At 52.4% G+C, this 21,882-nt stretch carries 20 protein-coding genes; 14 read left to right on the top strand and 6 right to left on the bottom strand.

Annotated elements, in window-relative coordinates; all coding sequences use genetic code 11:
• Positions 1-33 precede the first annotated feature (33 nt).
• The 5 genes from PGW97_RS17035 to PGW97_RS17015 all read left to right on the top strand — a co-directional run bounded on the left by PGW97_RS17035 (position 34) and on the right by PGW97_RS17015 (position 5,525).
• The gene (locus tag PGW97_RS17035) at positions 34-705 is read left to right on the top strand and encodes a response regulator transcription factor (RefSeq protein ID WP_273860211.1); all 672 of its coding nucleotides are present in this window, start codon (positions 34-36) and stop codon (positions 703-705) included.
• 78 nt (positions 706-783) lie between these two features.
• Positions 784-1,596, top strand: a complete 813-nt coding sequence (locus tag PGW97_RS17030; protein WP_273860210.1) for a glycosyltransferase family 2 protein — start codon at positions 784-786, stop codon at positions 1,594-1,596.
• 5 nt (positions 1,597-1,601) lie between these two features.
• On the top strand, positions 1,602-2,270 hold the full coding sequence (locus PGW97_RS17025) for a TVP38/TMEM64 family protein (RefSeq protein ID WP_273860209.1): 669 nt from the start codon (positions 1,602-1,604) through the stop codon (positions 2,268-2,270).
• Entirely contained in the window at positions 2,267-4,036 is a 1,770-nt protein-coding gene (locus PGW97_RS17020; RefSeq protein WP_273860208.1) for an ArnT family glycosyltransferase, read from the top strand. The genes PGW97_RS17025 and PGW97_RS17020 overlap by 4 nt, the downstream gene beginning before the upstream one ends.
• Before the next feature lie 316 nt (positions 4,037-4,352).
• Positions 4,353-5,525, top strand: coding sequence for a hypothetical protein (locus PGW97_RS17015; RefSeq protein ID WP_217392879.1), 1,173 nt, complete (start codon positions 4,353-4,355; stop codon positions 5,523-5,525).
• Here the strand turns inward: PGW97_RS17015 and PGW97_RS17010 are convergent.
• Positions 5,491-5,709, bottom strand: coding sequence for a hypothetical protein (locus PGW97_RS17010; RefSeq protein ID WP_273860207.1), 219 nt, complete (start codon positions 5,707-5,709; stop codon positions 5,491-5,493). The genes PGW97_RS17015 and PGW97_RS17010 overlap by 35 nt on opposite strands.
• Here PGW97_RS17010 and PGW97_RS17005 point away from each other — a divergent pair.
• Together PGW97_RS17005 and PGW97_RS17000 are read left to right on the top strand one after the other, a co-directional pair.
• Positions 5,693-6,367 (top strand): response regulator transcription factor, encoded by a 675-nt coding sequence (locus PGW97_RS17005; RefSeq protein ID WP_047887686.1) that lies wholly within the window; start codon positions 5,693-5,695, stop codon positions 6,365-6,367. The two genes, PGW97_RS17010 and PGW97_RS17005, sit on opposite strands and share 17 nt — an antisense overlap.
• Positions 6,367-7,821 carry a sensor histidine kinase gene (locus PGW97_RS17000; protein WP_273860206.1) on the top strand — a complete coding sequence of 485 codons (1,455 nt, stop codon included), beginning with the start codon at positions 6,367-6,369 and terminating at the stop codon, positions 7,819-7,821. The genes PGW97_RS17005 and PGW97_RS17000 overlap by 1 nt, the downstream gene beginning before the upstream one ends.
• Before the next feature lie 153 nt (positions 7,822-7,974).
• Here the strand turns inward: PGW97_RS17000 and PGW97_RS16995 are convergent, their stop codons facing one another.
• Together PGW97_RS16995 and PGW97_RS16990 are read right to left on the bottom strand one after the other, a co-directional pair.
• On the bottom strand, positions 7,975-10,518 hold the full coding sequence (locus PGW97_RS16995) for a family 20 glycosylhydrolase (RefSeq protein WP_443147131.1): 2,544 nt from the start codon (positions 10,516-10,518) through the stop codon (positions 7,975-7,977).
• A 704-nt stretch (positions 10,519-11,222) separates the two neighbouring features.
• On the bottom strand, positions 11,223-12,176 hold the full coding sequence (locus PGW97_RS16990; RefSeq protein ID WP_047887683.1) for a LysR family transcriptional regulator: 954 nt from the start codon (positions 12,174-12,176) through the stop codon (positions 11,223-11,225).
• Between the two features lie 213 nt (positions 12,177-12,389).
• On the opposite strand from PGW97_RS16990, the gene PGW97_RS16985 reads away from it, so the two are divergent.
• The 6 genes from PGW97_RS16985 (at position 12,390) to dgcA (ending at position 17,622) form a co-directional block, all read left to right on the top strand.
• The gene (locus PGW97_RS16985) at positions 12,390-13,175 is read left to right on the top strand and encodes an ABC transporter substrate-binding protein (RefSeq protein WP_053061945.1); all 786 of its coding nucleotides are present in this window, start codon (positions 12,390-12,392) and stop codon (positions 13,173-13,175) included.
• A 43-nt stretch (positions 13,176-13,218) separates the two neighbouring features.
• Positions 13,219-13,932 (top strand): ABC transporter permease, encoded by a 714-nt coding sequence (locus tag PGW97_RS16980; RefSeq protein WP_273860205.1) that lies wholly within the window; start codon positions 13,219-13,221, stop codon positions 13,930-13,932.
• A 22-nt stretch (positions 13,933-13,954) separates the two neighbouring features.
• Positions 13,955-14,764, top strand: coding sequence for an ABC transporter permease (locus PGW97_RS16975; protein WP_273860204.1), 810 nt, complete (start codon positions 13,955-13,957; stop codon positions 14,762-14,764).
• Positions 14,754-15,533, top strand: a complete 780-nt coding sequence (locus PGW97_RS16970; protein ID WP_047887680.1) for an ABC transporter ATP-binding protein — start codon at positions 14,754-14,756, stop codon at positions 15,531-15,533. Before PGW97_RS16975 ends, PGW97_RS16970 begins: the two co-directional genes overlap by 11 nt.
• Before the next feature lie 89 nt (positions 15,534-15,622).
• The gene (gene dgcN, locus PGW97_RS16965) at positions 15,623-16,633 is read left to right on the top strand and encodes an N-acetyltransferase DgcN (RefSeq protein WP_047887679.1); all 1,011 of its coding nucleotides are present in this window, start codon (positions 15,623-15,625) and stop codon (positions 16,631-16,633) included.
• On the top strand, positions 16,633-17,622 hold the full coding sequence (gene dgcA / locus PGW97_RS16960) for an N-acetyl-D-Glu racemase DgcA (RefSeq protein ID WP_248827403.1): 990 nt from the start codon (positions 16,633-16,635) through the stop codon (positions 17,620-17,622). Before dgcN ends, dgcA begins: the two co-directional genes overlap by 1 nt.
• 229 nt (positions 17,623-17,851) lie before the next feature.
• Here dgcA and PGW97_RS16955 read toward each other — a convergent pair whose 3' ends face one another.
• Positions 17,852-18,823, bottom strand: coding sequence for a SphA family protein (locus PGW97_RS16955; RefSeq protein ID WP_273860202.1), 972 nt, complete (start codon positions 18,821-18,823; stop codon positions 17,852-17,854).
• Positions 18,824-19,209: 386 nt separating this feature from the next.
• On the opposite strand from PGW97_RS16955, the gene PGW97_RS16950 reads away from it, so the two are divergent.
• Positions 19,210-20,091 (top strand): DMT family transporter, encoded by an 882-nt coding sequence (locus PGW97_RS16950; protein ID WP_273860201.1) that lies wholly within the window; start codon positions 19,210-19,212, stop codon positions 20,089-20,091.
• Between the two features lie 256 nt (positions 20,092-20,347).
• Here PGW97_RS16950 and PGW97_RS16945 read toward each other — a convergent pair whose 3' ends face one another.
• Positions 20,348-20,971, bottom strand: a complete 624-nt coding sequence (locus tag PGW97_RS16945) for a dioxygenase family protein (protein ID WP_273860200.1) — start codon at positions 20,969-20,971, stop codon at positions 20,348-20,350.
• Between the two features lie 118 nt (positions 20,972-21,089).
• Positions 21,090-21,860, bottom strand: coding sequence for an ABC transporter permease (locus PGW97_RS16940; protein ID WP_217393233.1), 771 nt, complete (start codon positions 21,858-21,860; stop codon positions 21,090-21,092).
• Between the last annotated feature and the right edge of the window lie 22 nt (positions 21,861-21,882).

Here is a 21,882-nt window from a genome sequence, read left to right as displayed (position 1 = left end):
CAGAACAATAAACAGAACAGAGATTTAAACAACATGCTGAAACTGCTTATCATCGATCAATCACATTGTTTGCAAAAACGTATCCATAGCAAACTGGTGGAAATGGGATTACTGGTACACATTGCACAGAATCACCATGATGGCCTCAAAATGTTGTTGAGTGAGCACTACGACCTGATTATTTTGGACTATGATAAAAATAACCCTGAGCATCAGGGTTTTATCAGCAGTATCAGAAAGTTGGAGCTCTCTGTTCGGCTACTGGCCCTGACCACGGAGTACACCCCGGAGGTCATCGTCAGCACCTTAACATCCGGTGCCGATGACATTATTGCGAAGCCGGTGTCGTTTGATGAGTTGTATGCCCGCATCCAGTCATTGTTCAGACGCAGAGAGTCCCATATGGACGACGCCCTTATTCTGATCGACGAATGCATGCTGAATAAATCAGAAAAATGCCTGTACTGTCAGGGTGACGTGATAAAACTCACAAAGACTGAATTTCTCATCATTGAATTCCTGTTTACCGATCACGGCAAATTAAAAAGTGTTGAGCAGATCAAAGCACATTTAACCAATGAAGGAATTTCAATTTCAAAAAACTCGATTGAAGCACATTTATCGACGGTCAGAAGAAAGCTGAAACAGGTTAACCGGACCTTGCCAATTTCAAACCGCAGAGGGCTTGGATATGTCGCTGGATAAACTTCTCAGTTTTATTTCTGCCTGCAATACAAATTAAAAGTAGAACAAATATCCTGTTTTCTTTTAGGGAAAGATTGTATGTACCCATTGATCTCAGTCGTCCTGCCAGCCAAAAATGAGCAGGGCAACATTGGACAGCTCATTGAAGAGCTACATGTCGCATTAACAGGGAACGTTGAGTTTGAGATCTTGGTGATTGATGACGGTAGCACAGACAACACCGTCGAAGAGGCACTTCGAGCCGGTCAGGCATGCATCGCCGAAGAGTTCTGTCAGCAGCAAGTCGCTCATGGCTCTCACACCCCGTTACCCTCACCCCGGAAAAGCCGGGTATCCGTTTTATCGCATCCTGTCAGCTGTGGACAGAGTACCGCCATCCATACCGGCATCAGCCACGCCCGTGGCGAATGGATTGTCACCGCCGATTCAGATGGCCAGAACGACCCGGCTGATATACCTGCACTGCTCAAACTGGCACTCCAGTGTCAGGCACCACATTTTTGTATCGCCGGATACCGCCAGAAACGCCTAGACACCTCCTGGGTGCGCTTTCAGTCCAAAGTTGCCAATGCGATCCGCCAGACGATTCTGCGCGATGGCGTCCCAGATTCAGGTTGTGGCCTGAAGCTCTTCCCGAAACAGACTTTCCTTGCACTACCCTATTTTGATCACATGCATCGCTTTTTGCCCTGCCTGATCAAACGACTGAACGGTGAGATTGTGGTATGTCCGGTGAACCACCGCAACCGCGAGGCCGGTCAGTCGAACTACAACGCCTGGAACCGCGCCTGGGCGGGCATCATTGATTTAATGGGGGTATTGTGGCTGCGCAAACGCACGAAGTATCCTCCATCGGTCACTCTGCATACCGGCCAAATGTCTGACGAGTAGCGCTTATGACAGTGATGAAGCCTCTCTTAACCTGCTCCGTGTTTCTGGTATTAATTGCCGGCATTAATACGCCGGTTTTTGCCCACATGACGGATAAACTGTGGCTGAATAACTATGTTCTCACCAACGGCTTATCTGGCCATCTAGTCATTTTCAGCATCAGCTTTCTGTTTGTCGGACTGGGCGGCCCCCGACAGGTTGTTGCCGCACTCAACGGCTACTTGTACGGCATTGTCTTCGGCCTGCAAATTGCGTTACTGACCTGCATCCTCGCCGCCTGTGTGAATTACTTCGTTGCCAACACCCTGCTAAGCCAGACACTGCGCCGTACCTTCCCGAAAAAAATGAATCAGTTTCAGCAATTTGTCCGGCAAACACCGTTCCTGAAAATTTTGATGCTGCGTTTATTTCCGGTTGGCAATAATGTGCTGACTAACCTGCTGTCAGGCAGTATTGGCGTGCCGTTTAAGCCTTTTATTACCGCCAGCTTATTGGGCTACATTCCGCAGACGTTGATCTTTTGCCTGATTGGCAGCGGTATCAGTGCCGCCAACGATGCCATGATTTACGCCAGCATTCTGCTGACCCTAATCAGTTTCATTCTGACGGGTGTGATCTATCGCGATCATATCCGTCAGCGCATTGCACCATTGAAAATGGAAAATCACTCATGAATGGATTCAGCTTTTTCAAAAAGCTCCCCGATATAGAAAAGCACCAAAACATCACAGTGCCCCACAGTGGTAACGCCGGTTCTTTGAGCAACAGCTACTATGCCAACTTATTCGCCATCTTGGCGATCGCTTTCATTGTCATTTTTGCCGGCATCGGGTTACGCGATCCCTGGCCAGCAGACGAACCTCGCTTTGTCGAAGCGGCAAAGGAAATGGTGGAATCAGGCAACTGGTTCTTCCCGCTCAGAGGCAGCGAACTTTATCCGGATAAACCGCCAGTATTCATGTGGCTGATGGCGCTGCTGTATAAGCTAACTGGCAGTCTCTCGTCGACTTTCATGATCCCTAACGCGGTCGCGGGTCTGGTCATGGTGTGGTGCGTGTTTGACTTGGCCGCCAAGCTCTGGAATGTGCAAACTGCACGTAATGCAGCGGTACTGTTGCTGATTACGCCCCAGTTTGTGATTCAAGCCAAAGCGGCACAAATCGATGCCATGGTCGCCTGCTGGATAACCGTGTCGATGTACGGACTGATTCGCCATTTCTTCGTGCAACCCAGCCCACGCTGGTACCTGTTCAGCTGGGCATGCATGGCCGTGGGGATTCTGACCAAAGGGGTCGGATTCCTGCCGGTTTTTGTCCTCATTCCTATCGCCGTGCTGCACCTCACCGGGCGGCAACGGTTCGAGCAACAACTGAAAGCCAAAGCCTTGCTCGGCCCGGCTACCATGCTGGGGGTTCTGATTCTCTGGCTGCTGCCCGTGCTCTATTTTTCGTTCTTCAAAGATAACCCGGATTACATCGCGTACCGGAATAACATCCTGCTCCAGCAAACCGCTGAGCGCTATGCCAATCCAACCGGCCACCTCAAACCCTGGCATTACTTCATTGTCAGTGTGATTCCCGTACTGTGGTTCCCGCTCTACTTTTTTCTGTTCAACAAAGAAAACTGGAAGCAGATCTTCAAGTCACCGGTTATTCAGGCCATTCTGGTTTGGGTGGTCTGTGTTGTTATCTTCTTCAGCATCAGCCCAGGCAAACGTGGCGTGTATATTTTACCGGCGCTGCCAATGCTGGCGATGGTGATGGGCGCACTGATAACACAATCAGGCATACCGCAATGGATAAATCGTCTGTTTACCGGCGTGGCTGGTATTGTGACCGTCGCCATGGCCGCAGCCACTGTACTCGCGCTGTTCCACGCCCGGGTGCTTACCAAAGAGCTGGGCGACAATCTGCTGCCCTTTGCCGCCTTTTTCGCCGTTGCGGCATTGATTTGGGGCGGAATTTTATGGCTGCGCAAATTCAGGTTAAACCTGCCGGTATACGGCCTGGCATTAGCTCTGACCTGGCTGCTGTACAGCACCTGGGGCTATACCCTGCTGAACCCGATTCGTACCCCGGCGAAAGATATCATGGCTGACGTTTCTTCCATTGTCGGTCAGGATGGCGAGCTGGGCATGACTCGGTTTAAAGAGCAGTTTCTGTTATTTTCATCCGTTCCCATGACGCATTTCAGTTATTTAAGCAGTGTTCATGAACAGGATAAAAATGCTTGGTTATGGATGAAAGAAGGCCCTAACCGATTCATTCTGGCTAAGAATGACGGTAACATAATTTGCTTTGATACCAGTAAATCGCAAGTGATGGGCTTTGCTCACCGCCGTGAATGGATTTTGTTGGATGAGAATTCGTTATTACCAGAATGTGAACCACCCAAAACGATTAAACGTTATCAGCTAACTCCTGAGGCGATATATCAATAGAGGATATATTTAATCAAGCGATATTAATTGTTTTGAAAGTAGAGGATAAATATTGTGAGGCTGTTATCCAAAAACATTAATATCAACAAATGCTGAAGATTCACTGAATATCTCCTAAATATCAGTGAAATAAAGACCTGTGTAACGAATGAAACATTTATTCATTCGTTACACATTAAATATTCAATATCATTAGATAAAAACGGACAAATATTATTTTTACCTCTGTGATATTTTTATTTTTACCTATACTAAAAGCACAATAAAAATAACATATCTGCACAGTGGCCATGCTTTCATAGTCAATGGATCGCTTATGAACATTCGGTATCGCTCGCTGAACAAAGCTCTGCAGCATTCGCTGGCAGTCATGCATGATTGCAAGCGTCCTCCGGCCATTTTTTTACTGCTACCCAGTTTATCGGTATGCCCGGCATGGGCTAACGGAACGGATGCGGATATCGAACCGATCATGCCGGAGTATGAATCTCGTCTGCCACCTTCCCCGTTTTCGATTAATGCTGAAGAGACAGAGCCTTCAGATGAGTCCTCCTGGCTGGATCAAACCACTTACTGGGCTGACGAAACCGAAACCTATGTGGCTGACACCGTGCATGATTTCAGTACCTATATTGATCACAGTCTCGCCAAGGAGGAAAACGAAGAAGAGTTAATGAATAAAAGTTATGTCCGGATTCGCTACAAACCGGAATACACCCACCGCGGTTATTTTGATTCAGATTTCAAAATTTCTGCGCGAATCGACCTGCCCCATACCAAACGTGACTGGAAGCTGATCCTGGAAACGGATCCGGATGACTATGACTCGCTGGAGAGTAAACAACGGGCACTGACCCCAAAAAGTAGCAGCACAACGTCCGGCAGTGACGCAATTGCCGGGTTTCGCCTCCAGAATGCGCATTGGGGCGAGTGGAAAACCCACTTTGATGTCGGGGTAAAATTTAAACTGCCGCTGGATCCCTTTGTGCGAGCGAATTTACGCCGGGTCGATAACTTATCAGAAAACTGGACCACGCAGCTGAAGCAAGAGCTCTTCTATTTTGATTCTAAAGGACTGGGCTCTCTGACCGAATTTAACTTTTACTACGGCAACAACAACGATCCGGCCCGTATCTACAAGTTCAGCTCCAGCGCCCAGTACCTGTTCGATGAAAGCGGCTGGGAGTTGGTAAACCAGATTGAGTTGTTTAACCGCCTAAACGACCACCATCTGATGGAATACTCAACCGGTGTCAGTATTGATACGAATGAATCCGATCCACTCACTAACTTCTGGATTTCGGCGTCCTGGCGGCAAAAAATCTATAAGGACTGGTTATATTTATCGATTACCCCACAACTGGATACCCCACGGGAATTTAGTCACAAGCTCAACCCTGGGGTCTTAATCGAAATTGAAGCCTTCTTTTCGAAAAACCACCATGTTGACAGACTTAACCGGTATGTACCGGACCCAACCCGACGCTAATCTGAACGCTAAAGTGAGCGGTAAACTGGCCAGATACACCAATAATGATGTGGGGGATCTCACCATATCGGGTAAACTCGAAAGAGCTGAAACAGCCGCATGCCCACTGTCCGTAAGGCAGCGCGGTAAGCAGCGCACTGAACCACAGATTGACAAACAGGTATGCCATGAAATTATTAGTCATTGAAGATTCTGAGCCACTTCGCCGCAGTTTAAGTATCGGCCTGAACAACCTCGGGTTTACGGTCGACAGTACCGGCGACGGCTCTAAAGGACTGACTATGGCGCAGCTAAACCATTATGATTTGATTGTGCTGGATCTGATGCTGCCCAATGTCGATGGCATGAGTATTCTCAAAAGTCTTCGTCAGTCCGGGCAGCAATCACGGGTACTGATCCTCTCCGCTCGCTCATTAACCGAAGATAAGGTTAACGGGTTGCTGTCAGGTGCCGACGACTACCTCACCAAACCCTTTTCATTTGAAGAACTGCATGCCCGTATTTTGGCCCTGCTGCGCCGCAGTCAAACGGCACAGACCAGTAACCTGCTAGAAATAGAAGGTTTCTGTCTTGATCTGTCGACCAAAACCCTGAGCTATCAGGGCAATTTCATCGAGTTGACCAAGAACGAGTATAAAATTGTGGAGTACCTGTTTCAGTCGAAAGGCCGGGTAGTCAATGCGGAACAAATCAGTGAAGCGGTCGTCGGATCATTTGATTTGCTGGCGAAAAACACCATCGAATCCCACCTTTCCGCAATCCGACGGAAAGTCAGGGAAAAAGGCGGTAACCTCCCGGTGAAAAACAAACGTGGCTTCGGCTACATCGCAGGAAGTGTCTGATGCTGTCCATTCGTACCCAGTTGGTGAAGGCCATCACCATCGTTATCGGGTTGATCTTGTTTGCCATTTTTCTCATTGTCGACTTAAGTGTGGACGACTGGGTAGACAATCAGTTTGATCAGTCCCTGACCAGTAAAGCCAACTACCTGAGAGCTTTTCTGAAGGAGGAAGATGAGCACGCCAAGTTCAATTACAACAAAGATGCCATGATGTTGTTTGACCTCCACTCAGACTCTGACTATTTCCAGATCTGGCAGGGAGGTACCGAAATAGCCCGTTCCCATTCTCTGGATGCGTATCCGGGCACCAATTTGCTGAAAACGGAGATTCCGCTCAACACTTCGGTGATCGTGCCGGTCACATTGCCCAATGGTCAGGACGGTAAAACGGTTCTCACGTATTACATGCCCCCTGCGCAAACTAACGAAAACCCAGATGTCATTCACCAGAAAAATGCCATCTATATCTCTGTGGCTGCCAGCACTGACAGCATCAGTGGCGTACTGATCCTGATAGATATCTCTCTGATCCTCAGCTTTGTTGCGGCCATCATTGGGGTGCGGTTTTTGGTCACCCGCATCGTTGATTCAGGGCTGAAGCCATTACAGGACTTAAACCAGAACATTAAATCGTTGGATATTTCGGCCTCCCACGCCCATATTCCAGAGCCTGCTGTCGATTACGCGGAAGTCACCCCGATTCGCAAAGAACTTAACCACTTCATTTCGACTAACTGCCAGCTGCTGGCCAACGAAAAACGCCTGACCGCGGATATCGCCCACGAGCTCAAAACGCCGATCTCCGAGATGATCAGCCTCAGTGAAGTCTATATTCGCTATCCGCACGATGAGCGTATCGGTGCCAGCTACAAAGAAGACATGCTGGATATTGCCCTGCGCATGAAAGAGATTGTGAACAACCTGATGCTGTTGCAACACTCCGCCACCGGCGCATTCAATATTGATTGTCATCCGCAACCTTTGCTGCCTCTGCTGGATAAGGTGCTGGGCAAGCTGGCGTTTAAATACGATGACTGCCGGGAGCGGGTCGCCCTCCATTACGATGATGAGCCGACGGTCTATGCCGATCTGTTCAGTCTGGACACCATTCTGACCAACCTGCTGGACAACGGCCTGTTTTACAGCCCCGCGGCGTCAAGGGTCGACATCACAATGGCGCACCGTGAACCGGATTTGCTGATGCTGAGCATTAAAAACAGCCTCTCCTCGCCGCTCAGTGAGGAGGATATTGAACAATTGTGCAAACCGCTGTATCAGGCCGATCCTTCCCGCAGTCAGCGTGACCGGCACGGACTGGGTCTGGCGATTGTCGATAACCTGTGCCGGGCCAACCATTTCGAGTGGAACATTCGTTTGCTGGGTCACAATCGTATTGAGGTGGCGGTTCTCATCCCTTTGGTCAGTGACAGCGAGGCCATTCTGACAGCGCACTAAGCACTCACTATCAGCCTCTTTCTGATGAAGCGCAAACAACAGTTAACCAACTGACATCAACAAAAAACCGGCGAAACTTTCGCCGGTTTTTTTACGCCCAGAGACATTCAAAAATGTCACTTCGTTGGCAATACTGTTTCTGCCACATTCGCCTCAGGTGCTGGGCTGCATTTCTTCAACCAGTACCAACAAGCTTTCTGCGGGTTTCACCGTGGCCACAATGGCTTCATCATAAATGGCTGCCGCCTGACTCAGCCGCTGACGGTAGGCATCGCTGTCAGCCTGGCTTAGCGCCTTCCCCTGCTCAAGTGCGGTGATAAGCTGGCCAGCTATCTCCGCGACATCAGTGGTGGCATCGGCCAACGGTACCGTCGCCACAGACGCGGTATTTTCCGCAAATATCGTTTTCGCCTGCTCCGCTGCCTGTGCGGCCAGTTCAAAATGGGCTCGCAGCGCAACCAGCGTTTCCGGTTGACGCTCCGCCTGATAGTGCTTCACCAGCGCATTCATTCCGTACACGGTCAAGCTTTCGACCGGCAGGGCATCCACAAAGCGATTCAGGCGTTCGTGCTGGTTATACAGTTGGCCGGAAGGTGTGGTTTGAATCCACTTTTCCCAGTTGCGGGCATAATACTGCGCCGGTTCCGTATAACGGGCCAGAGTTTGTAATGTCGTGACAGCCTGAAGCGTCCCCGGTATATGCATAGCGGCAGTGCCTTGAGCCTGTCCATGAGCCTTGCTTGGGCCCTGCCCGTTAGCCAACCGCTGCAACATCAGGCGGGCATTCACATGATGTTGCAGGCCGACAGACAGCTCCGCCCAGTCATCTACCACCGCCATGCGCCTGTACATGCTCGCCTCATCCGTGAGTGCAGCATCAGACCAAAGCCGCTCGGCAATGGCATAGCTGCGTGGCCAGATCCGGTTTTCGACCGTCATACCATCAAGATTTTCCGCCCAGACCGTCAGTTCGCCGCCCAGAATACGTTGCTGCTCCTGGGCGTTCAGCTCAGCCGGATACCCGCCAGTCGGGGCCGGAATCTCGGAGCCTTTAATGGCTGTGCCCGCCACCAGCGTGCCGGTTGTCGGCCAGCGCACATTGCCGATCAGCTGGTAGCTGCCTTCAGCCAGCTGAGTGTCGGCAAAACGCAAATTAAACTCGGTGTAGGACATAAAGTTATCGAAATGGCCCCGGAAGCGGGTACCCGGTACATAGTCAAGCACCTCGACCTTCGCCCGAGATTTGCCGTTATAGTCGGTAAAAGCCCGCACCGTGCCGTCTTTCCCTTCGATAATTGTCAGCAACCCTTTGCGCGGCCCCCCTTTGGTGCGGGGTTTCACCCACTCATAGGTCACAAAGGTTTCGCCGGGATGCAGGGTGTCATCAACCTGGATGCCGGGTGGCATCGGGTCGTTGCGGTAGTGGTAACTGGTGGGCTGTGGCTGATCCAGATAATAGCCGGTAGACAAAATTCCCTGATAGCCTTCCTGCGCCGCGCGGCCAATACTGTCGTGGCCACGCCAACTCTGAATCACGACCGATTTAGGCAGGTCTTTGTGCCAGATTTCATCCCAGCCCATTACCTTCTTACCGCGCTCAGCCAGCAGGGTTTCTACCTTGGTGTTCAGGTAAGACTGCAGGCCTTGGTTACCGTCCAGCTGATGTGACCGGATAAAGTCCTGAATGCCCGCATTATTCGTCCACTGACTGTAGTCTGGTTCATCTCCCCCAATATGCACGTACTCATCCGGGAACAAAGCCACCACTTCGTCAAACACTTTCCCCAGGAAGGTATAAAGCGCCGGGTTGGTCGGATCCATCAGCGGCTCAAAAACGCCCCAATGGCGCTGATGCGGATAAGTTTGTCCTTCTTCACCAGACATCAGCGACGGATACGCGTGCGCGACAGCTGAGGCATGGCCCGGCAGGGAGATTTCCGGAATAACCCGAATGCCCAGCTGACGGGCGTAGGCAACCACATCACGGATTTGGTCTTTGCTGTAATAGTGCCCGTCTGCCGTCATCTGCCACAGCTTCGGATAACTGTCGAGCTGGATACGAATGGCCTGATCGTCCCACAGGTGCCAGTGGAAAATATTCAGCTTGGCTGATGCCATCGCATCCAGCTGGCGCTTAATCACCGCGACGGGAATAAAATGGCGCGACGTGTCATAAGACACTCCGCGCCAGGGAAAACGCGGAGCATCAGAGATCGTCACTTGCGGTACAAAGTAACCGTCACGGTCGGTTTCCACTAGCTGAAGCAGAGTTTCAATACCCCGAATAGCCCCGTAAGGCCGGGCTGAAGATAAAACAATCCGGCCGTTTTCAGCCGTAAGCGTGTACGATTCATCAGCATCCAGTGACTGGACTGGCGTCTTGGCCGCTTCTTTGACCTCAATGATTACCGTCGCTTCAGATACCTGGCTGGCGAAAGGCGACAGCAGCGGCAACCCGGTCTGACGGGCAAGACGGTCAATAAGACGCTGCGCAGTAAACGTGATGCGCTCAGACTGGTCGCCCTGAATGTACACCTTAAAATCGCTGGTAATGGCAATTCGCCCCTGATGCAATTCCACCGATTGCGGGTAAGGCATCAGGTTCAGATCCGTATTTGGCGCATTCCCGGTCACGCCAGCCATCGCCGACGCCGCACACATACCCATCATCATCACGGGAAAAATCGTTTTTTTCATAACCCTTCCTTTGCTGTACCACTCAAGCTATTCCACTTAAGCTTCTATCCCACTTAAGCTATGCCACTCAGACTGCACCACTCACCGTTTAACTTTCAGTTTTAATTGCTGCTGATTTCGATTCATCAAGGTGAAGTATTCAAACACTGAGGCAGTCCCAACTGACCGACATCTTAATTTCGCCACGCAAAATAAAAAGTGAGTACACCCTCATTTGGCCATGACCAGCGTGATAGTTTCAGGAAAGAAAAGACAAGTGCTACAAAAAAACGATGGCGGTTCAGGCAGTTACACCATGTTAGAAGAGAACGTAACAAAAACCATTTTTAATGTTTAAATTCATAAAGTTAAAGATTGCTCCCACTTTATTGCTGCGTTGACGCCAGCGAAAGAGCGGCATCGGGCCACATAGCTCAAAACGGCGACCGTTCAGTGATGTTTGAGTGATAGTTTCAATCAGGAAAAAAGTCTGTCATGCCGTTTCGACACACTTCCCCCTGCCGATAGGCTGCATCTAATGGTGGCATCAACCATTGGCAACAAGCGCTTCCTGCCTGCGAAAACAAAGTGGCTTAACGCTCACAGGCTCACTATCTCAGAGCCAAGTGCCAAAGTACTTATACTCAGTGCCCGTGCTCAGTGCTCATACTCATGCTCGGTGCTTAATGCTTAGTGCTTAGTGCTTAGTGCTTAGTGTTTAGTGCTTAGTGAGCAAAATGTATCTGTTCCACTACCCGGCTGTTGGCCTGACGCAGCATCGCAACAAACCGTGATTCGACATCACTGAGCGGCACGTTCTCCGGTGTGACCAGATAAATATCTGCCACCGGCAATTGCTGATACGGCGGCAGTTGCCAGAGTGCCCCCTGCTCGACATAGGGCCTTGCGCCTTCAACGGTGAGGGCGCCGAATCCTACCCCGGCCAGGATGAAACGCCGGATTTCTTCTTCGTTAGAAGAGACGGCCACCAGTTTTCCCCAGAACGGCTGTTGGGATCGAAGCTGAGCAATGGCGCTCAGCCCCTCACCTGGCTGGTCGCTTTCGAACGAGACGTAAGACAGCCCGCTGAGATCTTCAATGGAAAGATCCGTATGGCCATATAACGCGTGGCGACGACTGCAATAAAACCCCATTTGCTCATAACCCAGCAAGTCAAAGCTGAGCCCTGTCTGCGAGGTTTTTTTATTGCAGATCCCAATATGAATCTCACCGTCTTTTACCGCGCGCACAATCTCCGCGCTCGGCTGGGTATTGATGGTGAAAAGCACATTGGGGTAAAGCTGGTGAAAGTCGGCCAGCGTTTGGTCAAACGCCGGGCAGTGAATATGGCTGGCGATCTGAATATCGATTTCACCGTGAATAGCGTGCTCGTCTTCAGAAAACTGTGCCGCCATATCCGCCAGTACCCGACGGGTGGATGATGCATATTCGTACACTTTCAGCCCCTGGCTGGTCAGGGTAAACACCCCTTTACGCCGCGTAATGAGCTTTACCCCCAAATGGCATTCCAGTCGCTTAAGGGCATTACTGACACTCGGCTGACTCAGCGACAGTTTACGGGCGGCACCAGTAATACTGCTTTCGTCCACGATTGTGAGAAAGGTATACAACAAATTCCAGTCCAGATTCCGCAGCAGCCGTTCGTGAGACGTCAGCATTCAGCATTCCTTACAAGTTTTACGTGCAACACATAGCGTGAGGCTATGAATAGCATAGCAATTCTTCATTTGTAAACATTTAACATCTTAATAACACTCAGAGTGTTGCACTGACTGCCTGAACGTAGAAGAGGAGGCAGCAAGCCAGTCACCACACGACAGGGATGCAACGCGCAAACACAACATCACAATAAAAAATCAAAGGACACCATAATGCGAAATACATTCTGCTCGCTGGCACTGACAGCACTGCTTGCGTCACTGCCTGTCCATCAGGCACAGGCTAAAGACACAACCCTGCGAATTGCGACCGAGGGCGCCTACCCTCCGTTCAACTACTACACCCCGGACGGTCAGCTGGCAGGTTTTGATATCGATATTGGTCGCGCACTGTGTGACAAAATGGCCATTAAATGCACCTTCGTGGCACAGGATTGGGAAGGCATTATTCCGGCGCTGCTGGCTGGCAAGTATGACGCCGTGATTGCGTCAATGTTTATCACCGAAAAACGCAAAGAGAAGGTAGACTTCACCGAACCGTACCAGAAATCAGCCATGACGTTTGTGGTGCCGAAAGAGTCTAAACTCACGGATTTCTCACCGTCTGCCATGGCAGGCAAAACCATCGGTGCACAGGGTGCAACCACACAGGGGGATTTCCTGTCGGCACTGTACCCTGACTCGGATGTCCGCCTCTATCCAACACAGGATGCCGTCAATCTGGATCTGGTTTCCGGCCGTCTCGATGCACAGGTCGGTGACATCATTCCAATGCTGAACTGGGTTGAAAAATCGCAGGATGGCAACTGCTGCAAACTGGCTGGTGAACTCATTACCGATCCGAAATACGTCGGTGAAGGCGTCGGGATTGCCGTTCGCCAGGAAGACGACAAACTGCGCCTGCAACTGAATCAGGCACTGGCAGCTCTCGTGGCTGACGGCACCTATCAGAAAATCAACGACAAATACTTTTCTCTGAACATCCTGACGCTGGAATAAACCGGCAGACATCCCGACTTGCAGTGATTTCGGAGAAATGTTTATGCAATGGTTTGATTACCTGAGCTTTGGCCAGCAGGGCTGGGGCGATGAACTACTGAGCGGCCTGGGGGTGACTCTGGGTCTGGCTCTGGTCACGCTGCCTATTGGCCTGATACTGGGTTTTATAGTGGCGGCGGCCTCGGTGTCGGGCAAACCGCTGCCTCGTGCAGCGGCCACCGCCTTTACAACCACCATCCGCGGGATTCCTGAACTGCTAACCCTGTTCATGATTTACCACGGCGCAGGGTTGCTGATTAACACCCTGCTGAAAGCCATCAATCCGGAGGCCGAGTTTTTTGAACTCAGCCCTTTTGTGGCGGGCACAGTCGCGCTGGGGCTGGTGTTTGCCGGGTATGCCGGTGAGGTGCTGCGCGGCGCCTGGCAGGCGTTGGATCGCGGCCAACTCGAAGCCGGCCTGGCGATCGGCCTGAACCGCAGGCAAATCTTTTTTCGCATTGAGCTTCCGCAGCTACTGCGCCTGGCACTGCCCGGCCTCGGTAACCTGTGGATCAACCTGGTCAAGGACACAGCTCTGGTTTCCGTGATTGCCCTGAACGACCTGATGCGCATGGCGAACGTCGCGGTTGGGGTCACAAAGAAACCGTTTCTGTTTTTCCTCGCGGTCTGCGTCATGTACTGGATTATCTGCCTGTGCTTTGCCTGGTGTATCGGCAAGCTAGAGCAGCGGGCTAACCGCGGCATTCGCGCCTCATAGCACCGGATAAGGACATATACCCATGTTTGAGATGTTAATCAGCTACGGGCCCAAATTGCTTGATGGCGCCATCATGACCCTGAAGCTGACCTTTATTGCGGTCGCGATTGCTTTGCTGTTGTCATTGCCACTGGCAATGCTGCGCCGCAGTAAAAAAGGCTTGTTTCAGTATCCGGTACGCCTTTATGTATCGTTTTTCCGAGGCACCCCACTGCTGGCGCAACTGTTTCTGGTGTATTACGGCTCCGGTCAGTTTCGTCCCGAACTGATGGAGGCAGGATTGTGGTGGTTTTTCCGTGATCCGTTTTACTGCGCCCTGTTTACCTTTGCGCTGAACTCCACGGCATACCAGATTGAGATTCTGCGCGGCGCGTTACAGGCGGTTCCACCCGGAGAAGTGGAAGCCGGGGTGGCTATGGGCATGTCGCCGCACCTGTTGTATCGCAAGATCATTCTGCCCCACACCTATCGGATCGCGTTTCCGGCGCTCGGGAATGAAATCATCCTGATGCTCAAAGGCGGGGCGATTGCCAGTGTGATCACACTGCTGGATCTGATGGGTCAAACCCGGCGTGCGTTTTCACAGACATTTGATATTTCCGTCTACGTCTGGGCCGCCCTGATCTATCTGCTAATCACCACGCTGTTTGTGCTGGTCTGGCGCCGGATTGAACACCGCTTAACGCGTCACTTGCGACTGAATATTGTGAGCCGTCCGGCCAGCTCTCAGGCAGACACACGACCGGCCACACAACAGCCAAGCATGCAACAAACGACCACATCAGCCACAGCTCAACCGTTGCAAGCCAAGGAGGCTACCCATGTCCGTTAATACCGCTGAAATCGCCTTGCAGGCCGACAATCTGCACAAAGCCTTTGGCAATATCGACGTGCTGAAAGGCGTCTCGCTGGCAGCCCGCAAGCATGACGTCATCACCATTATTGGTTCCAGTGGCTCAGGCAAAAGCACCTTCCTGCGCTGTCTGAACCTGCTGGAGATGCCTGACAGCGGCACTTTACAGGTACACGGCGAGGAGCTGGATCTGTCCAAGGCGGCCGCCGGTCAGGCCGACAAGGCACTGCAACGCCAGATCGAGCGTACCCGTGCCCATCTGGGCATGGTGTTCCAGCAGTTCAACCTGTGGAGCCACATGACGGTGCTGGAAAATGTCATGCTGGGGCCATGCTGTGTGCTCAAACGCGACAAAGACGAAGTCGAGAAGCAGGCCAAGTCACTGCTGGATCGGGTCGGCATGCTGGAAAAATGCCATATGTACCCGGATCAACTGTCCGGCGGCCAGAAACAACGCGTCGCCATTGCTCGAGCGCTGGCGATGGAGCCGGACGTGATTTTGCTGGATGAACCGACATCGGCACTGGACCCGGAGCTGGTCAGTGAAGTCCTGCTCGTGATCCGCGAGCTGGCGAAAGAAGGCCGCACCATGATTATGGTGACGCACGAGATGCGCTTTGCCTGTGATGTCTCCACGCACGTAATCTTCCTCCATCAGGGAAAAATTGCCGAACAGGGGCCACCGGAACAGCTGTTCAACCACCCGCAATCGGAACATCTACAACGATTTTTATCCTCCCAGTACTGAATGTATTGAAGCCTGAAAACAACCGTCCTTGGCATGGTTTGAAAACATGCTGATGGAACACTGCGAATAAATGACAGAAGGACAACACCATGACAATGAATGAACTGAAAACCCCGTATCTGGTTTTTCTGGGCGATGCTCAGGATCTGCTGATGGCCAAAGTGGCGAAAGGTGTTGCCCATTGGCGTCCGGAAAAATGCCTGGCGCAGAACCGTTTTGACAATGCCAAAGCCGATCTTGGCCTGCCGGATATGTCGATCCGTGACGCGGCAGAAGCCGGAGCCAAAACCCTGATTCTGGGTCTTGCCCCTATGGGCGGCACCCTGCCCCAGAGCTGGATCCCGCTGCTGATTGAAGCGATGGAAGCCGGTATGGACATTGCCAGCGGCCTGCATATCCGCCTCAACGAAATCGAAGATCTGGTCGCGGTGGCCAACCGCACCGGACGCCGGATGTTTGACGTCCGTAACCCGCCGAAAACCCTGCAATGCGGTACAGGCCAGCCTCGCAGCGGTAAGCGCCTGCTGACAGTAGGCAGCGACTGCTGTGTTGGCAAAATGTTTACCGCACTTGCGATCCACAAGGAAATGGCCGCACGTAACATCAACGCGACCTTCCGTGCCACCGGCCAGACCGGGATCCTGATTGAAGGCTCCGGCGTACCGGTCGATGCCGTGGTCTCTGACTTTATTGCTGGTTCGGTTGAACAACTGAGCCCGGCCAACGATGCCGATCACTGGGATATTATCGAAGGTCAGGGCTCGGTGCTGCACCCGGCTTATGCCGGTGTCAGCCTGGGTCTGCTGCACGGTGCACAAGCCGATGTGATTATTCTGTGTCACGAAGAAGGCCGTATTCAGATGGACGAAATGCCGGGCTTTGAAGTGCCGGATTTTGACACGCTGATCGAAACTAATCTGGCGTTGGGTCGCATCACCAACCCGAACATCCGTTTGGGCGGTATCGCGCTCAACACGTCATCACTGTCTGAAGACGATGCATTGAAAGCCATTGAACGTTATCAGGCCAAATTTGGGGTACCCGTAGTGGATCCGGTCCGCACCGGCGTGGCAGCAATTGTTGACGTGCTGGAGGGCTGATGATGCGCAAGATGACTGTCACCGTTGAAAAGTGGCCGCTGAAACAGCCTTTCGTTATCTCTCGAATGGATCCCATGCTGCATGGCGAAGTGGTGGTCGTTGAGATAGAGGAAAACGGCATTGTCGGACGCGGGGAATGTGAACGCAGCGATGTGTTCGAACCGGATTACCCGAACGTCACCGATGGCATTGAGGCGGCTCGCGAGGCCGTAGAACGTGGCGCCAGCCGTGAAGATCTCCTGTCGCTGATGCCGGCCGGGTGTGCGCGCAACGCGGTTGACTGTGCCCTGTTCGAGCTCGAAGCGAAGCAAAAAGGCCACACTGGCTGGCAAATGGCCGGGTTCCGTGAAGCGCCGCAACCGGTGACCACGGTCTTCACCCTGTCGCTGGATACGCCTGAAAACATGGGCGCAATGGCAGCGCAGAATCAGGACCGTCCGATCCTCAAGCTCAAACTGGGCCGTGAAGGCGACATCGAGCGTGTGGCAGCGGTGCGTGCCGCAGCGCCAAACACCCGACTGGTGATTGATGCCAATACCGGCTGGAGTCTGGAGCAACTGAAAGACTATCTGCCTAAACTGGCCGAGCTGGGGGTCGAAATGGTTGAACAGCCTCTGCCTCCGGGTCAGGATCATTTGCTGGAGCAAATCGACCCAATCATTCCGATTGCTGCGGATGAGTCGTGCATTGATCGCAGTTCGCTGCCTGAACTGGTCGGACGCTATCAGATCGTCAATATCAAGCTGGATAAAACCGGTGGGATGACCGAAGCGCTGGCACTGCTGGAAGACGCTCAGGCGCTGGGTTTTGACATTATGATCGGCTGCATGATTGGAACGTCGCTGGCAATGGCACCGGCAATGCTGCTGGCGCAGCAAGCGCGCTGGGTCGATATCGACGGACCACTGTTGCTCAGCAAAGACCGTGACAACGGCCTGATTTATCAGGGCAGTCAGGTGATTGCGCCAGACGTGGCGGTGTGGGGCTAATCTCTCGCAGAAGCTGCCGCTATCAGGCCAATACCAAGCGTTTGGCTAAGGCGTTTAACTAAGCCGTTTAACTAAGCCGTTTAGCGAAAGTGTGAAAACCGCCGACGTCTCCGAAATGGCCAACAATCCAAGCAGGGCTCAGCCCTGCTTTTTTCATTTTGGGAGATAGATAGTTTTTGAGCGACATCTTTTTTCTTTGCGCTAACGCAGAGTGAGCAAAAAAGTTGGTTCAGAAATTAACCCGCAGCTTCCACGCGAAGGTGTTACCTTCCGGCCGCCGACGGGTTGTAAACTCATTCAGCCATTTGAGCTCAGACACAATTTCCGAGTTGGCAAACTGCTTTCGATAGGTCAGCACTGGTCCCACTCCGGCCGCCATGCCCTTAAAATCCCCGAATCTGGCACCGTCGCCACTGTCAGCACTGAGTTGCTGATACCAGTAACCGGTCAGGCCGATTCCGGTAAAGCCACCCAGCAACATCACATGCTGAATCAGCGTTGATTCCAGATGCCCCTGCACCCCGGAGCGATAGTGGGTCTCTGCATTTTCCGTGTTCACATCGATGCCGGCGGAGACTACAAACTCCTGCCCGGTCATTGGCTGCAGGTAGACCACTGAAGCCGATGGGGAAAACGTCCAGTAATTACGGCCGGGATTGGCAAGACGACCCACCTCATAGCGCCCGGTCGGCATATAAATTCCAAGCCGCCATTCGCTATACCAGTCGTCTGCCACCGAAGTCGATAGCATCACCGGCAGCAACAGAACATCGCCGATACCATCCTCACTGTCATGTCGGAACCCGGTACGCCCGGAAACCGGGTCATCCTCCACATTTGCGCTGACATCGAGCGAGACATAAGGCAGTGACAGTCCCAGAGCATACGCCCAGCCATCACCGAATTCCCGACCAGGGTTCCACATCAGGTTCAGGGCAAGCACCTTCATATCAATATCGAGACGGGTCGCCAGCATGCCCCCCACAGGGACGGCCTGCTCTGGCTTGGCGATATTTCCGTCATAGCCGAAGCTGTCCAGACGCACACTGAACGGGGAAGCTCTGGGCGCGGTAACCGGTGTCACCAGCGGTAACATGTCAATGGCCGATGTTAAGGTTCCCGGCTGATAATGCCCGCCACCGCCCTCTTCAGCATGCGCAGTGAGCGGTCGCCAACCGAGTATCAGCCACAGGAGCAGCAAAGCCCACAGCCAAAGAGGCTGCCAAGCCCGCGGCCTGATCCTTCCCACGAGAGTGCGGCCGAAAAATCTGCCGTATTTCCGGACCATCGTCATCCCCGTGCTAAGCGGAGCAATGACACAAAGTACGTGCTTTACCCGACTCACCTTCACCTTTTCCCCAACCTATCAGTCAGCCAATGACAGTATAGTCAGTGACTTGCTGGGACCCTGTCAGGCAAATCAGACTTATCACTTATGAGAGTCAGCTGGGTTTGTTTTTTAGCGTGCCATCATAAAAACCCCAAATCGAAAAATAATTTTTAAAACACCTTTTCAACTTTGAAATTTGCACTACAATGACGCCACGTTTATTGGCGCATCGCCGTTTCCTCTGCAGGCATAGTTTAATGTCGAATTCCATTTCCCGAGCGGTTGCACTTTTAGTGCTTGCCAATTTGCTGGCCTCTTTTTCCGATGTTTCGCTTAAAGTTCTCAACGGAGAAGTACCGACATTTCAGTATGTTTTTATTCGGCAGCTTATCAGCACCCTTATCCTGCTGCCGCTGTGGCTGAGGCTTCCCCGCGCACAAAGGATGCAAGGGCGTTGCTTCATCACATTTTCCCGGGCTCAGCTTATTTTGCTTGGCAGCGCCTGCGCGATGATCACTATTACCTATTTGCCGCTGGCGACCGCTAATGCGATGTTTTACGTCGGCCCACTGCTGATGCTGCCGCTGTCAGTGGTTTTATTACGAGAGAGACCGGCTCTGAAACAGATCATCGCCACGCTGGTTGGCTTCGGCGGCGTACTGGTTGTCCTGCGGCCGGAACAGTTTCACTGGGCAGCACTGGCCGGACTGGGGTGCGCGCTCTCAATGGGATTAGGCAATATCCTGATTCGTCGCTTACCCACCGATCAGCCGTTAATTTCTACCTTGTTCTGGACCGGGGTAATGACACTGCCTCTGGCTTTCATTCTGGCGATACCTGAATGGGGTACGATTTCCTGGTCGCATCTGGGCTGGATCATGTTGATTAACCTGCTGGTGCTCGGTTATCACGCCCTAGTGGTACTGGCATACAAAGGTGTGGAAGCAAACCGTATTGCTCTGGCCGAATACTCAGGCCTGGTGTTTGTCACTGTCATGGGAGTGATGTGGTTTGATGAAATACCGGATGTGCTGACTCTGGTGGGCATCGTGCTGATTGTCGTGCCGATGATGCCAGTCAGGTGGTCAACATACCTGCGCCGCCATCGCCAAAAACGGGTTTGCGAAGCGATAGACTGAAAAACAAAACAACAGACGCCCCTTCGACTGACGGCCGACCATGTGGTAACCGGAGATACGGATGAGCGAAACAGCTAAAAGACAGAACTGGCGGCAGGGAAAGCATGGAACACAGAAAGAGCAAGGAAGATAGGAAGAACGAGGAACAGGTTGCACGCTTGTACTTAATACCTTAAAAATACCTTAAGCAAAACCACGCAACTTGTTCACCCTCGGCCTTTGAAGAATGAGTCAAACCGGCACTGCCCTGACCTCATTACACCACAAAATTGAACACGGCGCCCATCTGCGCCATGCCTTGTCCGGCGTCTCGTGAGCCGGAGGCAATGGGTTTGGGATCCATCTGCAATTCATCGCGGTTTCGTCCCCACCATTCGTTGCCAGTCTGACCTCGAAGGTATAATTGTGTCGTCAGTAATTCCCGTTCACCGCGCCAGACTTTGACGTGAATATGTGGCGGCCTTCCTGTGTATGGCACCGGATAAAGGGCATAAAATCGGTATCTTCCCTCCGCATCGGTGACCACCGCACCAAAACCGGCGAAATACGGGTCAACCCGCGCTTGACCGGGTTGGTTCGGATGATGATAAATCCCTGCACCATCACACTGCCAGATCTCCACCCGACAATCGGCCTGCGGCTCACCCTCGGTATTCAGTACCCGGCCACTCAGCCACATTGGTGAACCATTCACCGCATCAGCATTCAGGATCAAATTCTCGCGAAGCGGAATAGCCTCCACCGGATAAAACGGTCCTTCAGTTTGCGAGGGTGTCAAACGAAGTTTACCGGCCGCCAAGGCAGTCCGAAACCGGTTCCCCACCGATTCCAGCATACATGCTGCGAGGGTGAATACTGCCAGGAAACGCCGCCTGTTCATGGTTGCCTCCGCGAATAATGTCCCGGTTGTTTAACAGCCAATCGTCAATAAAGTCTGCATTTTTAAGTGTGGCAGACCGATCGACGAATGTCAGAAGAACATACGCTGCCCGCTAACGTTACAGCCTGAGTGCGCCGTATTGGTCAAACGCGTACCGCGCCGCAACTGCCAGTGTGGTTGTGACAGACAAGGTGGCAGAAATGAAGATCGCCACCATGATGACCAGCTGATATTTCACTGCCAGCATCGGCTCGGTGCCACCCAGGATCTGGCCGGTCATCATGCCCGGCAAGCTGACAATACCCAGGGTTGTCATAGACGCCAGCTGTGGTGCCAGTGCCGCTTTCACGGCTATGCGGTGAAACGGCCGTTCCGGGTGTGGCGCCCCCATCGCGAGATAGAACTGGTACTCTCGGTGATTCTCGCTGAGTTGGCTGTACCACCGCTCCAGCGCCAGTACATTGGCCGCCAGACAGTTACCCAGCAGCATGCCCGAGATTGGGATCAGGTACTGAGCCTGCCACCAGGGGTTGGTCTGGATAACACCAATCAGCAACGGCGGCAGTACAATCCCCAGAGCCACCACCTGACCAGCCATCACTGCAGGCATTGTCCGCCTGAGCGAAACGCCCGAGCGGCGACAAATTGTTACCGCGGCCACCAGCACCATGGCCGACAACCAGAGCGCATTAAGCCCGGGATGCTGAAAAGAGAACAAAACCTGCAAATACAGTCCCACGACCGACAGCTGCACCGTCATTCTCAGCAAGGCCATCAGCAGGTCTTTACCTAACCCCAACTGCCAGCGATAGAACAGCCCCAAAGGCAAAAGACAAAGCAGATAAAATCCTGCCAATGCCCACGGACTGAGCGTCAGTGCACTACCCATTATCGCCCTATTTGTTTACTGC

The sequence above is a fragment of the Photobacterium sp. GSS17 genome (assembly GCF_028621875.1).
GTDB lineage: Bacteria > Pseudomonadota > Gammaproteobacteria > Enterobacterales > Vibrionaceae > Photobacterium > Photobacterium ganghwense.
The sequence above is the reverse complement of the archived record's forward strand: the minus strand, read 5'-3'. Positions and strand labels throughout refer to the sequence as shown.

Bases quoted from the DNA above. Each gene is read 5' to 3' on its own strand.
- PGW97_RS17035 (WP_273860211.1), top strand. From the start codon at position 34: ATGCTGAAACTGCTTATCATCGATCAATCACATTGTTTGCAAAAACGT.
- PGW97_RS17030 (WP_273860210.1), top strand. From the start codon at position 784: ATGTACCCATTGATCTCAGTCGTCCTGCCAGCCAAAAATGAGCAGGGC.
- PGW97_RS17025 (WP_273860209.1), top strand. From the start codon at position 1,602: ATGACAGTGATGAAGCCTCTCTTAACCTGCTCCGTGTTTCTGGTATTA.
- PGW97_RS17020 (WP_273860208.1), top strand. From the start codon at position 2,267: ATGAATGGATTCAGCTTTTTCAAAAAGCTCCCCGATATAGAAAAGCAC.
- PGW97_RS17015 (WP_217392879.1), top strand. From the start codon at position 4,353: ATGAACATTCGGTATCGCTCGCTGAACAAAGCTCTGCAGCATTCGCTG.
- PGW97_RS17005 (WP_047887686.1), top strand. From the start codon at position 5,693: ATGAAATTATTAGTCATTGAAGATTCTGAGCCACTTCGCCGCAGTTTA.
- PGW97_RS17010 (WP_273860207.1), bottom strand. From the start codon at position 5,709: ATGACTAATAATTTCATGGCATACCTGTTTGTCAATCTGTGGTTCAGT.
- PGW97_RS17000 (WP_273860206.1), top strand. From the start codon at position 6,367: ATGCTGTCCATTCGTACCCAGTTGGTGAAGGCCATCACCATCGTTATC.
- PGW97_RS16995 (WP_443147131.1), bottom strand. From the start codon at position 10,518: ATGAAAAAAACGATTTTTCCCGTGATGATGATGGGTATGTGTGCGGCG.
- PGW97_RS16990 (WP_047887683.1), bottom strand. From the start codon at position 12,176: ATGCTGACGTCTCACGAACGGCTGCTGCGGAATCTGGACTGGAATTTG.
- PGW97_RS16985 (WP_053061945.1), top strand. From the start codon at position 12,390: ATGCGAAATACATTCTGCTCGCTGGCACTGACAGCACTGCTTGCGTCA.
- PGW97_RS16980 (WP_273860205.1), top strand. From the start codon at position 13,219: ATGCAATGGTTTGATTACCTGAGCTTTGGCCAGCAGGGCTGGGGCGAT.
- PGW97_RS16975 (WP_273860204.1), top strand. From the start codon at position 13,955: ATGTTTGAGATGTTAATCAGCTACGGGCCCAAATTGCTTGATGGCGCC.
- PGW97_RS16970 (WP_047887680.1), top strand. From the start codon at position 14,754: ATGTCCGTTAATACCGCTGAAATCGCCTTGCAGGCCGACAATCTGCAC.
- dgcN (WP_047887679.1), top strand. From the start codon at position 15,623: ATGACAATGAATGAACTGAAAACCCCGTATCTGGTTTTTCTGGGCGAT.
- dgcA (WP_248827403.1), top strand. From the start codon at position 16,633: ATGATGCGCAAGATGACTGTCACCGTTGAAAAGTGGCCGCTGAAACAG.
- PGW97_RS16950 (WP_273860201.1), top strand. From the start codon at position 19,210: ATGTCGAATTCCATTTCCCGAGCGGTTGCACTTTTAGTGCTTGCCAAT.
- PGW97_RS16945 (WP_273860200.1), bottom strand. From the start codon at position 20,971: ATGAACAGGCGGCGTTTCCTGGCAGTATTCACCCTCGCAGCATGTATG.
- PGW97_RS16940 (WP_217393233.1), bottom strand. From the start codon at position 21,860: ATGGGTAGTGCACTGACGCTCAGTCCGTGGGCATTGGCAGGATTTTAT.